Source organism: Variovorax sp. HW608, from assembly GCF_900090195.1.
GTDB lineage: Bacteria > Pseudomonadota > Gammaproteobacteria > Burkholderiales > Burkholderiaceae_C > Variovorax.
The window spans coordinates 6487030-6501829 of the sequence record NZ_LT607803.1; the positions used below are offsets into that span (position 1 = coordinate 6487030).

Annotated in this window: 17 protein-coding genes and 1 pseudogene; 15 read left to right on the plus strand and 3 right to left on the minus strand. The window is 68.4% G+C overall.

Annotated features, from left to right (window positions below; translation table 11 throughout):
- Window positions 1-24: 24 nt before the first annotated feature.
- From aliB to badH, 3 genes and pseudogenes are all read right to left on the minus strand, one after another.
- Window positions 25-1177: pseudogene (aliB, locus tag VAR608DRAFT_RS30635) on the minus strand (cyclohexanecarboxyl-CoA dehydrogenase).
- Between the two features lie 34 nt (window positions 1178-1211).
- Window positions 1212-1994, minus strand: coding sequence for a 2-ketocyclohexanecarboxyl-CoA hydrolase (badI, locus tag VAR608DRAFT_RS30640; protein ID WP_088957498.1), 783 nt, complete (start codon window positions 1992-1994; stop codon window positions 1212-1214).
- 35 nt (window positions 1995-2029) lie between these two features.
- Entirely contained in the window at window positions 2030-2797 is a 768-nt protein-coding gene (badH, locus tag VAR608DRAFT_RS30645; protein ID WP_088957499.1) for a 2-hydroxycyclohexanecarboxyl-CoA dehydrogenase, read from the minus strand.
- A 137-nt stretch (window positions 2798-2934) separates the two neighbouring features.
- Here badH and VAR608DRAFT_RS30650 point away from each other — a divergent pair, with 137 nt between their 5' ends.
- The 15 genes from VAR608DRAFT_RS30650 (at window position 2935) to ccmI (ending at window position 14750) form a co-directional block, all read left to right on the plus strand.
- A complete protein-coding gene (locus tag VAR608DRAFT_RS30650; RefSeq protein ID WP_088957500.1) occupies window positions 2935-3444 on the plus strand; it encodes a MarR family winged helix-turn-helix transcriptional regulator in 510 nt (169 codons plus the stop codon).
- Between the two features lie 173 nt (window positions 3445-3617).
- The gene (gene napE / locus VAR608DRAFT_RS30655; protein ID WP_088957501.1) at window positions 3618-3782 is read left to right on the plus strand and encodes a periplasmic nitrate reductase, NapE protein; all 165 of its coding nucleotides are present in this window, start codon (window positions 3618-3620) and stop codon (window positions 3780-3782) included.
- 88 nt (window positions 3783-3870) lie between these two features.
- Window positions 3871-4206: a chaperone NapD gene (locus tag VAR608DRAFT_RS30660; RefSeq protein ID WP_088957502.1), complete on the plus strand. Its 336-nt coding sequence runs from the start codon at window positions 3871-3873 to the stop codon at window positions 4204-4206.
- Window positions 4181-6673, plus strand: a complete 2493-nt coding sequence (gene napA / locus VAR608DRAFT_RS30665) for a periplasmic nitrate reductase subunit alpha (protein WP_088957503.1) — start codon at window positions 4181-4183, stop codon at window positions 6671-6673. The genes VAR608DRAFT_RS30660 and napA overlap by 26 nt, the downstream gene beginning before the upstream one ends.
- A gap of 11 nt (window positions 6674-6684) precedes the next feature.
- Window positions 6685-7188 carry a nitrate reductase cytochrome c-type subunit gene (locus tag VAR608DRAFT_RS30670; protein ID WP_088959064.1) on the plus strand — a complete coding sequence of 168 codons (504 nt, stop codon included), beginning with the start codon at window positions 6685-6687 and terminating at the stop codon, window positions 7186-7188.
- A gap of 12 nt (window positions 7189-7200) precedes the next feature.
- Window positions 7201-7788 (plus strand): cytochrome c3 family protein, encoded by a 588-nt coding sequence (locus VAR608DRAFT_RS30675; protein ID WP_088957504.1) that lies wholly within the window; start codon window positions 7201-7203, stop codon window positions 7786-7788.
- A 3-nt stretch (window positions 7789-7791) separates the two neighbouring features.
- Entirely contained in the window at window positions 7792-8436 is a 645-nt protein-coding gene (ccmA, locus tag VAR608DRAFT_RS30680) for a cytochrome c biogenesis heme-transporting ATPase CcmA (RefSeq protein ID WP_088957505.1), read from the plus strand.
- 4 nt (window positions 8437-8440) lie between these two features.
- A complete protein-coding gene (gene ccmB / locus VAR608DRAFT_RS30685; RefSeq protein WP_088957506.1) occupies window positions 8441-9109 on the plus strand; it encodes a heme exporter protein CcmB in 669 nt (222 codons plus the stop codon).
- An 8-nt stretch (window positions 9110-9117) separates the two neighbouring features.
- Window positions 9118-9879, plus strand: a complete 762-nt coding sequence (gene ccmC / locus VAR608DRAFT_RS30690) for a heme ABC transporter permease CcmC (protein WP_088957507.1) — start codon at window positions 9118-9120, stop codon at window positions 9877-9879.
- Between the two features lie 14 nt (window positions 9880-9893).
- Window positions 9894-10034, plus strand: a complete 141-nt coding sequence (gene ccmD / locus VAR608DRAFT_RS30695; RefSeq protein ID WP_157731168.1) for a heme exporter protein CcmD — start codon at window positions 9894-9896, stop codon at window positions 10032-10034.
- Entirely contained in the window at window positions 10031-10510 is a 480-nt protein-coding gene (ccmE, locus tag VAR608DRAFT_RS30700) for a cytochrome c maturation protein CcmE (RefSeq protein WP_088957509.1), read from the plus strand. Before ccmD ends, ccmE begins: the two co-directional genes overlap by 4 nt.
- Complete coding sequence (locus tag VAR608DRAFT_RS30705; protein ID WP_088957510.1) at window positions 10507-12504, plus strand: heme lyase CcmF/NrfE family subunit; 1998 nt, start codon at window positions 10507-10509, stop codon at window positions 12502-12504. The genes ccmE and VAR608DRAFT_RS30705 overlap by 4 nt, the downstream gene beginning before the upstream one ends.
- Window positions 12501-13043 (plus strand): DsbE family thiol:disulfide interchange protein, encoded by a 543-nt coding sequence (locus tag VAR608DRAFT_RS30710; protein ID WP_088957511.1) that lies wholly within the window; start codon window positions 12501-12503, stop codon window positions 13041-13043. Before VAR608DRAFT_RS30705 ends, VAR608DRAFT_RS30710 begins: the two co-directional genes overlap by 4 nt.
- On the plus strand, window positions 13036-13488 hold the full coding sequence (locus VAR608DRAFT_RS30715; RefSeq protein WP_088957512.1) for a cytochrome c-type biogenesis protein: 453 nt from the start codon (window positions 13036-13038) through the stop codon (window positions 13486-13488). The genes VAR608DRAFT_RS30710 and VAR608DRAFT_RS30715 overlap by 8 nt, the downstream gene beginning before the upstream one ends.
- Window positions 13485-14750, plus strand: coding sequence for a c-type cytochrome biogenesis protein CcmI (gene ccmI / locus VAR608DRAFT_RS30720; RefSeq protein WP_088957513.1), 1266 nt, complete (start codon window positions 13485-13487; stop codon window positions 14748-14750). The genes VAR608DRAFT_RS30715 and ccmI overlap by 4 nt, the downstream gene beginning before the upstream one ends.
- The last annotated feature ends 50 nt before the right edge of the window (window positions 14751-14800 follow it).

The following is a 14800-nucleotide window of genomic DNA, read 5'->3' on the forward strand; positions in this document are numbered from 1 at the left end:
GCTCTGTCTCCTGGTTGTAATTGCTCAGGCCGGCACGGCTTCGCGTCCGGCGCGGGTGCGGGCGATGATGGTCTTCATGATCTGCGCGGTGCCGTCGCCGATCTGGAAGCCCAGCACGTCGCGCAGGCGCTGCTCCATCGGGCCGCGGTCATAGCCGCCGTGGCCGAACATCAGCAGGCACTGGTGGATCACGTCGTAGGCGAGCTTGGGCGCCCACCACTTGCACATCGCGGCCTCGGCGGTGTGCGGTGCGCCCCTGTCCTTGAGCCAGAGCGTCTGCAGGCACAGGAGGCGCGCAGCCTCGACCTGCGTGTCGAAGTCGGCGAGCGGATGCGACACGCCCTGGAAGGCCGACAGCGGCTTGCCGAAGGCCTCGCGCTGCGCGACGTACTCCCAGGTCTCCTCCAGCGCGACACGTGCCACCGCCAGCACCTGCAGGCCGATCAGCGCGCGCGAGAAGTCGAAGCCCTGCATCACCTGCACGAAGCCCTTGTTCTCCTCCCCGAGTCGATGGTCGACGGGCACGCGCACGTTCTCGAAGAACAGCGATCCGCGGCCGATGGCGCGCTGGCCGTGGCAATCGAAGCGGGCTGCGCGTGATGCCCGGCAGTTCCATCGGCACCAGCAGCGCGGTCACGCCATGCGCGCCGGATTCGACGCTGCCGGTGCGGCCGAACACCACCGCCGCATCGGCCTGGTCGGCGGCGGAGATCGAGGTCTTCTCGCCATTGATGACGTAGTCGTTGCCCACGCGCTCGACGCGCAGGCGCAGGTTGGCCGCGTCCGATCCGCCGCGCGGCTCGGTGAGCGCGATCGCCAGGAGCGCCTCGCCGCGCGTGAGCTTCTGAAGCCACGGCTGCGCCACTTCGGGCCGGCCGTGGTGCGACAGGATCTGGCCGTTGAGCGAGGCCAGCAGGTTGACGTAGCTCAGGCTCAGGTCGGCGCGCGCGATCTCCTCGTGGATCACGCCGGCCGCGAGGCAGCCCATGCCCTGGCCGCCCTGCTCCTCGGACAGCTCGGGCGCGATGAAGCCCATCTCGCCCATCTCGCGCATCAGCGTGCGGTCGAGCACGCGCGTCCTGTCGCGCTCCAGGAAGCCCGGCGCCACGCGCCCGTGGGCGAAGCGACGCGCATGTTCGGCCAGCGTCGCAAGGTCGTCGTCGATATAGGGGTTCATCTCTTGTCTCCTGGGGTGGCGCGGGCGGCGATGCCTACTTCGCGTACTTGCGGAACTCGGGCTTGCGCTTGTCCTTGAGCGCGGCCACGCCCTCGCGCGATTCGTCGGTGTCGTAGTAGAGCTTGAGCGCATACATGCCCATGCCCGCGATGCCGGCCTGGTGGGCCGTGTCCATGTTGAAGCTGCGCTTGGCGATGGCGATCGCGGTCGGGCTGCGCTCGCAGATCACCTCGGCCCACTCCTGCACGGTCTCGTCGAGCTTCTCGGGCGCAACGCAGATGTTGGCGAGGCCCATGGCAACGGCCTCCTGGCCCGAATAGCGCTTGTTGAGGTACCAGATCTCGCGCGCCTTCTTCTCGCCGACGACGCGCGCGAGGAAGGCGGTGCCGTAGCCCGGATCGACCGAGCCCATCTTGGGACCGACCTGCCCGAAGATCGCCTTCTCCGAGCAGATGGTGAGGTCGCAGATCGTGCACAGCACGTTGCCGCCGCCGATCGCGAAGCCCTGCACGCGCGCGATGACCGGCTTGGGCACGTCGCGGATCGCGGTGTGCAGCTCTTCCATCGGCAGGCCGATGGTGCCGCGCCCGTCGTAGTTGCCGTCGTGCGCCGACTGGTCGCCGCCGGTGCAGAAGGCCTTCTCGCCCGCACCGGCGAGCACGATCGCGCCGATCTCGCGGTCGTAGCCCGCGCGGTTCAGGGCGCGGATGATCTCGTCGCAGGTCTGGCCGCGGAAGGCGTTCATCTTCTCGGGCCGGTTGATGGTGATCCACGCCACGTGGTTGCGTACTTCGTAGAGGATGTCTTCGTAGTCCATGGTGATCTTTCGGTGATGAAGGGGGAGAAGGTCGGTCATCCGACCATGGTCAGGCCGCCGGAGACGCTCAGCACCTGGCCGGTGACGAAGGCGGCGTCGTCGCTGGCGAAGAAGAGAATGGCGCCGGGCAAGTCCTCCGGCTGGCCGATGCGGCCGAGCGGGATCGAGCGCGTGAAGGCTTCCATGAGCTTCTCGGGATTGCCCGCGCCTTCCTTGTAGTCGGCGAAGAGCGCGGTGTCGGTCGGCCCCGGGCAGACCACGTTGACCGTGATGCCGTGGCGCGCATGCTCGCGCGCCAGCGTCTTCGAAAACGCCACCAGCCCGCCCTTGCAGGCCGCGTACACCGCCTCGCCCGACGAGCCGACGCGTGCCGCATCGGAGGCGATGTTGACGATGCGCCCCGCCTTGCGCGCCACCATGCCCGGCAGCACCGCGTGATGCATGTGCAGCGCGCCGGTCAGGTTGATGGCGATCAGCCTGTCCCACTGCACGGGCTCGGTCTTGGTGAAGGGCTTGAAGACATCCCAGCCCGCGTTGTTGACCAGCACGTCGATCGGGCCGAGCTGCGTGAGCGTGGCTTGCACCGCCGCATCGACGCTCGTGCGGTCGGTGATGTCGCAGCAGAGGGCCACGGCCTCGCCGCCCTCGGCGCGGATCTGCGCGGCGACCTTTTCGGCCGCCTCGGGGTTCAGGTCGCAGATCGCGACTTTCGCGCCTTCGCGTGCGAAGCGGCGGCAGGTCGCGCCGCCGATCCCGCCGCCGCCGCCGGTCACCACCACGGTCTTGCCTTCGAATCTCTGCATCTCGGTTCTCCTTGCGTCTGAATGCTTGCTATCGTCGGAACAGTCCGGCCGGTGGCCGGCTGCATATACGTCAATGTGTTGTCATATTATTGGCGGCACCGCCCGTGCTTTGCAAGCCCCTTTTTGTGAGAATTTCAATGAGAGAACCTAGGGAAAACAAGGATTCCGCACGCATGGAGCTCGCCAATCGCGTGTTCTTTCGCCTGTACCAATGTGCAAACATGTTGCATAAAACCGGGACCAAGGCCGTCGAAGCCCAGGGGCTGACGACGCAGCAGTGGGCGGTGCTCGGCGCGCTGTCGCGGGAGCAGGCCGAAGGCGGGATGAGCGTGGGGGATCTGGCGCGCTACCTGATGGTCAGCCGGCAGAACCTGTCGGGCCTGCTCAGCCGCATGGAGCGCGACGGGCATGTGAGCATCGCGCCCGACGGACGCGATCGCCGCTCGCGCCTCATCACGATGACCAGGTCGGGCCGGCATGTGTGGCTGAAGGAGGCCCAGCCGAAGATCCACGACTACTACGAGCAGGCGCTCGCGGGCTTCTCGGTGAACGACATCACCCACACGCTGCACTACCTGCTCCAGATGCTGGAGAACATGCAGCGCGTGGACGAGATGCAGGGCGGCGCCGGCGACGCCGGAGACTGAACGGCACCCTGTATCCGACGGCGCGCAGCCGCGTCAATGGCCCGTTGGTGCAAGCGTTGCGAACCGTAAGAACGCGCCCCGCCCTTTCTTGACAAGCCCAGGGCACATGCCTTTAATTTGCCCCGTACTGCTCATCAGCAGCAGGGTTGATCCACACCCGGAGGACGACCACGATGGAAAGCAAGGACGCGCTCGATCCGCAGCGCAGGAAGGAGGAGCTTCGCAGCTTTCTCTTCCTGACGGCCGTCATGGTGCCCGTGCTGTCCGTCGTCGTCGTCGGCGGCTATGGATTCCTTGTCTGGATGTATCAGCTGCTGAGCGGCCCTCCTACGCACTGACGGCGGTGCGCGGGTGCAATTGACAAGAGCCGGGCGGTTTTCGCCCGCGGCTCCGTACAGCTATGGTCCCAGTCGCAGGAGATCCACAGTGGCAATTGCCAAGCGCCTCATCCACATCGAGCCCGAACGGCATGCCGACGAATGGCATATCGCGGGCGTCGTCGTGCACGCCCTTCCGGCCAGGCTGGGCGAAGTGCGCGCCGCCATCGACACGATGGCCGGCGCCGAAATCCATGCGGGCAACGATGCCGGCAAGCTGGTGGTCACGCTCGAAGCGCCCAGCATGCGCGCCATCGCCGCGCAGCTCGAATACCTGCACCGGCTGGATGGTGTTATTTCAGCCGCGCTCGTCTACCAGCACAACGAAGACGCCGATGCCATGGCCGAGGAGATGACCGATGACCACGCGCCGGGATTTCATTAAACGCACCGCGGTCGCCGCGACCGCCTCGGTCGCCGGCGTGACGCTGCCGGCGGATGCGGCGAACTTCGTCACCGACGGCGACATGACCAAGCTCAAGTGGTCGAAGGCGCCGTGCCGCTTCTGCGGCACCGGCTGCGGCGTGACCGTGGCGGTCAAGGACAACAAGGTGGTCGCCACGCAAGGCGACCCCCAGGCCGAGGTGAACAAGGGCCTGAACTGCGTCAAGGGCTACTTCCTCTCGAAGATCATGTACGGCGGCGACCGGCTGACCAAGCCGCTGATGCGCCAGAAGAACGGCAAGTACGACAAGGACGGCGACTTCAAGCCCGTCACCTGGGACCAGGCCTTCGACCTGATGGAGCAGCAGTGGAAGCGCGTGCTCAAGGAAAAGGGCCCGAACGCGCTCGGCATGTTCGGCTCGGGCCAGTGGACGGTCTGGGAAGGCTATGCCGCATCGAAGCTCTACAAGGCGGGCTTTCGCACCAACAACATCGACCCGAACGCGCGCCACTGCATGGCCTCGGCGGTCACGGGCTTCATGCGCACCTTCGGCGCCGACGAGCCCATGGGCTGCTACGACGACTTCGAAGCCGCCGACGCCTTCGTGCTGTGGGGCTCGAACATGGCCGAGATGCATCCGATCCTGTGGACGCGCGTCACCGACCGCCGGCTCAGCGCCCCGAAGACCAGGGTGGCGGTGCTCTCGACCTTCACGCACCGTTCCTTCGATCTCGCGGACCTGCCGATCGTCTTCAAGCCGCAGACCGATCTGGCGATCATGAACTACATCGCCAACTACCTGATCCGCAACAACAAGGTCAACCAGGACTTCGTCAACAAGCACACGGTGTTCAAGCAGGGCGTGACGGACATCGGCTATGGCCTTCGGCCCGAGCACCCGCTGCAGCAGGCGGCCAAGAACGCCGGCGACCCCAACGCGGCGACGCCGATCTCGTTCGAGGAGTTCGCCAGGTTCGTCTCGAAGTACGACGCCGCCTACGTCAGCAAGCTCTCGGGCGTGTCGCGCGAGCATCTCGACCGGCTCGCGGAGCTCTATGCGGACCCGAACATCAAGGTGATGTCGCTGTGGACCATGGGCTTCAACCAGCACACGCGGGGCACCTGGGCCAACAACATGATCTACAACCTGCACCTCCTGACAGGCAAGATCGCCACGCCCGGCAACAGCCCCTTCTCGCTGACCGGCCAGCCTTCCGCCTGCGGCACGGCGCGCGAGGTCGGCACCTTCTCGCATCGCCTGCCCGCGGACCTGCTAGTGGCCAACCCGAAGCACCGCGAGCATGCCGAAGAGATCTGGAAGCTGCCCGCAGGAACCATCCCCGAGAAGCCGGGCTATCACGCGGTGCTGCAGAACCGCATGCTCAAGGACGGCAAGCTCAACGCCTACTGGGTGCAGGTCAACAACAACATGCAGGCGGCGGCCAATCTCCAGCAGGAAGGATGGCCCGGCTATCGCAACCCCGACAACTTCATCGTGGTGTCGGATGTCTATCCGACGGTGACGGCGCTCGCGGCGGACCTGATCCTGCCGACCGCGATGTGGGTCGAGAAGGAAGGCGCCTACGGCAACGCCGAGCGCCGCACCCAGTTCTGGCACCAGCTGGTCGACGCACCGGGCGATGCGCGCTCCGACCTGTGGCAGCTCGTGGAGTTCTCCAAGCGCTTCAAGGTCGAGGAAGTCTGGCCGGCCGAGCTCATCGAGAAGAAGCCCGAAGTCAAGGGCAAGACGCTGTTCGACGTGCTCTACCGCAATGGCCAGGTCGACAGGTTCCCGCTGAAGGACACCGACCCCGACTACAGCAACATGGAGGCCAAGGCCTTCGGCTTCTACATCCAGAAGGGGCTGTTCGAGGAATACGCCATGTTCGGCCGCGGCCACGGCCATGACCTCGCGCCTTTCGACATGTACCACGAGACGCGCGGGCTGCGCTGGCCGGTGGTCAACGGCCAGGAGACGCGCTGGCGCTATCGCGAAGGCAGCGACCCCTACGTCAAGGCCGGCACCGGCTTCCAGTTCTACGGCAACCCGGACGGCAAGGCGGTGATCTTCGCGCTGCCCTACGAGCCGCCCGCGGAATCGCCGGACAAGGAATACCCGTTCTGGCTCGCGACCGGTCGCGTGCTCGAACACTGGCATTCGGGATCGATGACTCGCCGCGTGCCCGAGCTCTATCGCGCGGTGCCCAACGCGGTGTGCTTCATGCATCCCGACGATGCGAAGAAGCTCGGCCTCAGGCGCGGCGTCGAGGTCGAACTGGCATCGCGGCGCGGCAAGATGCGCACGCGCGTCGAGACGCGCGGGCGCAACATGCCGCCGCCGGGGCTGGTGTTCGTGCCGTGGTTCGACGCCAGCCAGCTGATCAACAAGGTCACGCTGGATGCGACCTGCCCGATCTCGCTGCAGACGGACTTCAAGAAGTGCGCGATCAAGATCACGAAAGTCTAGGAGCCGCCATGATGAAGCCGAGCCGATCCTGGACCCTGCCGCGCACGTTGTGGGCGATGCTGCTTGCCGCTTGCTCGGTCCTCTTCTTCGCACCGCCGGCCTCGTCGCAGGGTCTTGTCGACCCGATGCGCGGACCGACGCCGATCCCCGAGCTGACCAAGCCGCCGCCGATCTTCCCGACCGAGAACAAGGACATCCGGCGCACCCGCAACTTCGCGATGCAGCCGCCGACCATCCCGCACACCATCGACGGCTACCAGGTCGACAAGGAGTTCAACCGCTGCATGTTCTGCCACGCGCGCACGCAAACGCAGGAGACGGGCGCGATCCCGGTGAGCATCACGCACTACCAGGACCGCAACGGCAACATGCTCGCGGACGTCTCGCCGCGCCGCTACTTCTGCACCCAGTGCCACGTGGCGCAGGCGGATGCCAAGCCGCTCATCGGCAACAACTTCGTCGATGTGGAGCAGCTCCTGAAACGCAAGCCCGGCGTCCTGGGCTCGACGAAGTAGCGCGGGCCCGCCATGTTCAAGCTGATCAAGCGCTACTGGATCACGATCAACCGGCCCAGCGCCTATTTCAGCCTGGGCTTCCTCACGCTGGGCGGCTTCATCGCCGGCGTGGTCTTCTGGGGCGCGTTCAACACCGCGCTCGAACTGACGAACACCGAGGCCTTCTGCACCGGCTGCCACGAGATGCGCGACAACGTGTACCCCGAGCTGCAGACCACCATCCACTACAGCAACCGCAGCGGCGTGCGCGCACGGTGCCCCGACTGCCACGTGCCCCATCGCTGGACGAGCAAGATCGCGCGCAAGATGCAGGCCTCGAAGGAGGTGTGGGGCAAGATCTTCGGCACCATCGACACGCGCGAGAAGTTCCTCGACCACCGTCTCGTCCTGGCCCAGCACGAGTGGGAGCGCATGAAAGCCAACGACTCGCTCGAATGCCGCAACTGCCACGACTACCAGTCGATGGACTTCACGCGCCAGAGCCAGCGCGCACAGACCGCGCATTCGACCTACCTCGCGAACGGCGAGAAGACCTGCATCGATTGCCACAAGGGCATCGCCCACCGCCTGCCCGACGTGGGCCAGGCGAAGGAACCCTAGCGCGTGCCCGACCGCCCTCACGACCCTGTCATCGAATCCGGCCTCACGGCCAGCGGGCTCGGTTTCCGCCGCGCCGGGCGGCCTGTTTTCAGCGGCATCGATTTCGCGCTCGGACCGGGCGAACTCCTGCAGGTGATCGGCGCCAACGGCAGCGGAAAGACCAGCCTGCTGCGCGTGCTGAGCGGCCTCCTGCCGCCCGACGAGGGCGAATTGCGCTGGCGCGCACGGCCGGTGCGGGCGGGCGAATCCGGCTACCTTCAATCGCTGGCCTACCTGGGCCATGCCGACGGCATCGACCCCGACCTGAACGCCATCGAGAACCTGCAGTTCGCGATGCGCGTGGCAGGCGGCACGCCGACGCTCGCGCAGATCGAAAGCGCATTGGCATCGTTCGGCATGGAAGAGGCGAAGCACGCCCCGGTGCGCACGCTCTCGCAAGGCCAGCGGCGCCGCGTCGCGCTCGCGCGGCTGGCACTGCTGCCGCGCACGCTGTGGCTGCTCGACGAGCCGCTGGCCTCGCTCGACGAGCGCGCCGGCGAGTGCTTTCATGCAGCGCTCGATGCGCACTTGCGCGCGGGCGGCATCGCGGTCGTCGCCACGCACCAGCGCCTGGCCGCCGGTGGCCGCACGCTGCAACTGGGCGGATAGGCGCATGGCCAGGCTCTTCAGCGCCATCGTGCTGCACGACGTTTCACTGGCCTGGCGGCGGCGCGGCAGCATCCTGTCGTGCCTCGTCTTCTTCGTCATCGCGAGCAGCCTGTTTCCGCTCGCGATCGGCCCCGATCCGCAGCAGCTGCGCGCGCTCGCGCCGGGCATCCTGTGGGTCGCGGCACTGCTCGCTTCGATGCTCTCGCTGTCGCGCCTGTTCTCGCAGGAGCATGCGGACGGCAGCCTCGACCAGCTCCTGCTGTCCCCGCATCCGCTGGCGCTGCTGGTGCTGGCGAAGATCTGCGCACACTGGGTGACGAGCGGTCTGCCGCTGATGCTGCTCACGCCGCTGCTCGCGCAGCAGTACGGCCTGCCCGTGTCTTCCTCCCTGCTGCTGGCCGTCTCGCTGCTGATCGGCACGCCGGTGCTGAGCCTGATCGGCGGCGTCGGCGCCGCCCTCACGCTGGGGCTGCGCGGCGGCGCGGTGCTGCTGTGCATCCTCGTGCTGCCGCTGTGCGTGCCGGTGCTGATCTTCGGCGCGGGCGCGGGTGCGGCGGCCGATGCGGGGCTCGATGTCGCGCCGCAGCTCTCGCTGCTGGGTGCGTGTCTGGCGCTGTCCCTTTTCCTCTGCCCGATCGCCACCGCCGCCGGGCTGCGCATCGCGATGGAGTGAGCACATCGATGAGCCATCTGCTGGATGCATCGCCTCATGCGCCCGACGCGGCAAGCGCTTCACGCTGGCGATGGTTCGCCTTCGCCTCGGCGCGGCGCTTCGATCCGCTCGCGCGCCGGCTCGCACCGTGGTTCTTCGCGGCGGCGATCGTGTTCGCGCTGGCCGGCCTCTGCGTGGGCCTCGTCGTCGCACCGACCGATTCCCAGCAGGGCGAGGTATACCGCATCATCTTCATCCACGTGCCGGCGGCGTGGATGTCGATGTTCATCTACCTCGTGATGGCGATGTATTCGGCGCTGGCGCTGGTCTTCCATACCCGGCTGTCGTCGATGATGGCCTCCGCGCTCGCGCCAACCGGCGCGCTGTTCACCGCGATCGCGCTGGTGAGTGGCGCCCTCTGGGGCCAACCCACCTGGGGCACGTGGTGGGTGTGGGACGCGCGGCTCACTTCCGAGCTGCTCCTCTTCTTCCTCTACCTCGGCTACATCGCGCTCGAAGCCGCGATCGACGAGCCGCGCCGCGCCGAACGCGCCTGCGCGGTGCTGGCGCTCGTGGGTTCGCTGAACGTGCCGGTCATCTACTTTTCGGTGCGCTGGTGGAACACGCTGCACCAGGGCGCGTCCGTCAGCCTCACGGCCGCGCCGTCGATGGCGATGACGATGCTCTTGGGCATGCTGCTGATGACGCTGGCCTGCTGGATGTATTCGATCGCGGTCGCACTGGTGCGGGTGCGCTGCATCCTGCGCGAGCGCGGCGTGCTGGGCGCCTGAATCGGGAGATGCGGATGGACTGGTTTGCACAGCTTCTATCTGGCGGCCACGCAACTTACGTAGCTGCGGCCTTCGGCATCACGGCGCTGCTGCTGGCGGCCGAACTCATCGCGCTGCGGCGGCGCTTCAAGGCCGCGCGGGGCGATCGCCCATGACCCTTCGGCAACGCCGTTTCTTCATGCTGATCGCGGCACTCGCCTGCGCGGGCGTGGCGGTGGCGCTGGTGCTCAATGCCTTCCGCTCGAACCTCGTCTTCTTCTTCAGCCCCTCGCAGGTGGCGGCGCACGAAGCACCGGCCATGCGCACCTTCCGCCTCGGGGGCCTCGTGGCGCCGGGCTCGCTCCGGCGCGAAGCCGATGGCTTGACGGTGCGCTTCGTCGTGACCGATACCGCGTGCACCGTGCCCGTGGTCTACCACGGGCTTCTGCCGGACCTGTTCCGCGAAGGCAAGGGCGTGGTCGCCAACGGCAAGCTCGGCGGCGATGGCGTCTTCGTCGCCAGGGAAGTGCTCGCCAAGCACGACGAGAACTACATGCCGCCCGAGGCGGCCGACGCGCTGAAGAAGGCCGATCAGGTGCGCCGGCAGATGGTCGATGCAAGCGATACCGCGCCGGATCCGAAGAAGCCATGAACGTCGAACTCGGCCACTTCTGCCTCATCGTCGCGCTGCTCGTTGCGGCCGTGCAGGCCGTGTTACCGCTCGCCGGCGCGGCCACTGGCAACAGCGCCTGGATGGCCGTGGCCCGCCCGGCTGCGCGCCTGCAGGGTGCGCTGGTGCTGACGGCCTTCGTCTCGCTCACCTGGGCCTTCGTCGACAACGACTTCAGCGTGCGCTATGTGGCAGCGAATTCCAACACCGCCTTGCCGCTGGCCTACCGAATCACTGCCGTCTGGGGTTCGCACGAAGGCTCGATGCTGCTGTGGACGCTGATGCTCGCGCTCTGGTCGGTCGCGGTCTCGCTGTTCAGCCGGCGGCTGCCGCCCGCGATGGTAGCGCGCGTGCTCGGTGTCATGGGCACGATCAGCGTCGGGTTCCTGCTCTTCCTCCTGTTCGCATCGAATCCCTTCCTGCGCCTGCTGCCGCCCGCGATGGAGGGGCGCGATCTCAATCCGCTGCTGCAGGACCCCGGCATGGTGCTGCACCCGCCGATGCTCTACATGGGCTATGTCGGCTTCTCGGTGAGCTTTGCGTTCGCGGTCGCCGCGCTGATCTCCGGCCACTTCGATGCCGCATGGGCGCGCTGGGCGCGGCCGTGGACGCTCGCGGCCTGGGCCTTTCTCACGATCGGCATCATGCTCGGCAGCGCGTGGGCCTACTACGAGCTCGGCTGGGGCGGCTGGTGGTTCTGGGACCCGGTCGAGAACGCCTCCTTCATGCCCTGGCTCGCCGGCACCGCCCTGATCCATTCGCTGGCGGTCACGGAAAAGCGCGGCGCGTTCCGCGCCTGGACGGTGCTGCTGGCGATCTTCACCTTCTCGCTGAGCCTCGTCGGGACCTTCCTCGTGCGCTCCGGCGTGCTGACGTCGGTGCATGCCTTCGCGGTCGATCCGCTGCGCGGCACCTTCATCCTCGCGCTGCTGGGGCTGGTGACCGGCGGCGCCTTGCTGCTCTTCGCATTGCGCGCGCCCGCGCTCGCACGGCGCACCGAGTTCGCGGCCGTCTCGCGCGAGGCCCTGCTGCTGGCCAACAACGTGCTGTTGGCGGTGGCCGCGGCGACGGTGCTGCTCGGCACGCTGTACCCGCTGCTGATCGATGTGCTGGGGGCCGGCAAGATCTCCGTCGGGCCGGCGTATTTCGAGCAGGTCTTCGTGCCGCTGATGACACCGGCGGTGCTGCTGATGGGGGCGGCGCCGCTGGTGCGTTGGCGCAGGAGCGAACTCGGCGAGCTGTCGAAGCGCTTGCGCTGGTCCGCCGCGGCAAGCCTTGCGATCGCGCTCGGCCTGCTGGCCGTCCTGCGCAACGCCTCCGCCCTCACCGGACTGGGCCTGACGCTCGCCTGCTGGGCCGTCGCCAGCGCCGCCGCGAGCCTGGCCGACCGCCTGCGCCACCAGAGCGGCCGCCGGCTCACCGCATTGCGCCAGTTGCCCGCCGGCTACGTGGGCATGCTGCTGGCCCACGCCGGCGTGGGCGTGTTCATCGCGGGCGTCACGCTGGTCAGCAGCCAGGAAAGCACGCGCGAGCTGCCGATGAAGAACGGCGACACGGTGGAAGTCGCGGGCTATGCGTTCCGCTTCGATGGCGTATCGCCGGCGGTCGGCCCGAACTACGAAGCGCTGGCCGGCACGCTGACCGTGACGCAGGGCGGGCACCCGGTCGCAACGCTGTCGCCGCAGCGGCGCGTCTACCGCAGCCAGCAGGTGCCGACCACCGAAGCCGCGATCGACGTCGGCTTCACGCGCGATCTCTACGTCGCCATCGGCGAATCGCTCGGCGAGCACGGCTGGGCGGTGCGGCTCTACGTGAAGCCCTTCGTCGGCTGGATCTGGTTCGGTTGCCTGCTGATGGCCCTCGGCGGCTTGCTTGCGGCCAGCGACCGGCGCTATCGCCTCGCGCGCCGCGCGAGCGTTGCCGACAGCGTCGCGCCGGCACCGCTTCTGCCCGGCACCGGGAAGGCCCAGGCATGACGCGCTTCCTGCTGCCGCTCGGGGTGTTCCTCGCGCTCGCGCTTGCGCTCGCCGCCGGGCTGCGTCGCGACCCGCGCGAGCTCCCCTCGCCGCTGGTCGGCCGGCCCGCCCCGGCCTTCGAGCTTCCGCTGCTCGACGACGAAGGGCGCAGCCTGCGCAGCAGCGACATGCAGGGCAAGGTGTGGGTGCTCAATGTCTGGGCCTCCTGGTGCACGCCGTGCCAGCTGGAGCACCCGCTGCTGGTCGACTTCGCGGCGCGCACGCGGGTGCCGGTCTACGGCCTCAACTACAAGGACCAGCCGGCGGCCGCACGCGCCTGGCTGCAGCGGCTCGGCAATCCCTACGCCGCGACGATGCGCGACGCCGACGGCCGCACCGGCATCGACTTCGGCGTCTACGGCGTGCCGGAGACCTTCGTGATCGATCGCGCCGGCAGGGTCCGCTTCCGCCACGCCGGGCCGATGACGCCCGAGGTGCTGGAGCGCACCCTGTCACCGCTGCTGCGCGAACTGGAGCGCGAGAAGGAAGGTCATGCATAGACGCATCGCCTCCACCCTGCTGGCTTTGGCCTGCGCGAGCGCGCTTGCCGCGCCCACGGGCGACGAACAACTCGACGCGCGCGTGCAGGCGCTGTCGCATCAACTGCGCTGCGTGGTCTGCCAGAACCAGACGCTGGCCGACTCCCAGGCCGATCTCGCGGTGGACCTGCGGCGGCAGATGCGCGAGCAGATGCGTGCCGGCGCGAGCGACGCGGCGGTCAAGGACTACCTGGTGCAGCGCTACGGCGACTTCGTGCTCTACAAGCCGCCGCTCAAGCCCTCGACCTGGCTGCTCTGGTTCGGGCCCTCGCTGTTGCTGGCCTTGGTGGTCATTGCGATCGCTCGCAAGCGGTGGCGCGGCGGCCCATCGCCGGCACCGCTCGACGATGCCGAGCGCCAGCGCCTCGATGCGCTGCTCGAACGATCACCGGAGTCGCCGCGATGACGATCTTCTGGCTTCTCGCGGCAGCGCTGATCGTGGTCACGATGGCGGGCCTGCTGCCGCCGCTGCTGCGCGCCAGCCGGGCGCCGCAGCGTGCCGACACCGACACGGCCGCCGATCTGTACCGCGGCCAGCTGGACGAACTCGAAGCCGACCTCCGCGCCGGTACGGTGGCGCCGGAGCATCGCCGCGAAGCCCGCGACGAAGTGGGTCGCCGGTTGCTCGATGACGCAGCCTCGCTCGAAGCGGCATCGCCCGCCCGGTCTTCTGCGGCGAGCCGCCCCTCCCCGTTGCTGGCGGCCCTGCTGCTCGCGCTGATCCCGAGCGCAGCGATCGTGCTGTACCTCCATCTCGGCAATCCCATCGCGCTCTGGCAAGCGGCGGACCCGGACCACGCGCATGAAGTGACCGGCGCACCGAGCGCCGCACAGATCGAAGGCATGGTGAACCAGCTCGCCCAGCGCCTGCGCAGCGAGCCCGACGACCCCGAAGGCTGGGTCATGCTCGCGCGCTCCTACGCCGCGCTGGAGCGGCCGGGCGACGCCGCGATGGCCTTCGCGAAGGCCGTGACGCTCTCGCCGGATGAGCCCGCGCTGCGCGCCGACTACGCCGACGTGCTCGCGAGCGTCGAGGGCGGCGTGCTCAACGGGCTCGCGCTCGCGCAGATCCAGCGCGCGCTGGCGCTCGACCCCGACCAGCCGAAGGCGCTCGCACTGTCCGCCAGCGCCGCCATGGAGCGCGGCGACACGCAGGAAGCGCTGCGCCAGTGGCAGCACCTGCACCGCCTGCTGCCGCCCGATTCCCAGACGGCCGCGCGCGTGGCGGCGAACATTGCGCAGATCGGCACGCAGGCCGCGCCGGACAAGGCTGGCCCGCAGCCCCTGCCGGCCGAAGCGATCACCGGCCGCGTGCGCCTCGCCGACCAGCTGCCGAGAACGCCCGCAGCGAACGAGACCGTCTTCGTCTACGCGCGCGCCGCCGAAGGTCCGCGCATCCCCCTGGCCGTGATGAAGCGCCGCGCGGGCGAACTGCCTTTCAGCTTCACGCTGGACGACAGCCTCGCGATGCGCCCGGATCACCGCCTGTCGGGCGCAGGCCGTGTCATCGTGGAGGCGCGCATCTCGCCAAGCGGCCAGGCCATGCCCGCCGAAGGCGACCTGATCGGCAGCGCGGGTCCGATCGAAGCCGGGGCGCGCGACCTGCGGATCGTCATCGACGGGGTCGTGGAGGCCCGTCCGACGCAACTGCCAAGCGCCTCCCGCTAGGATGTGGACGTTTCGCCACGCGCCTTTCCGGCCGGCGCGGAACGTGGCAT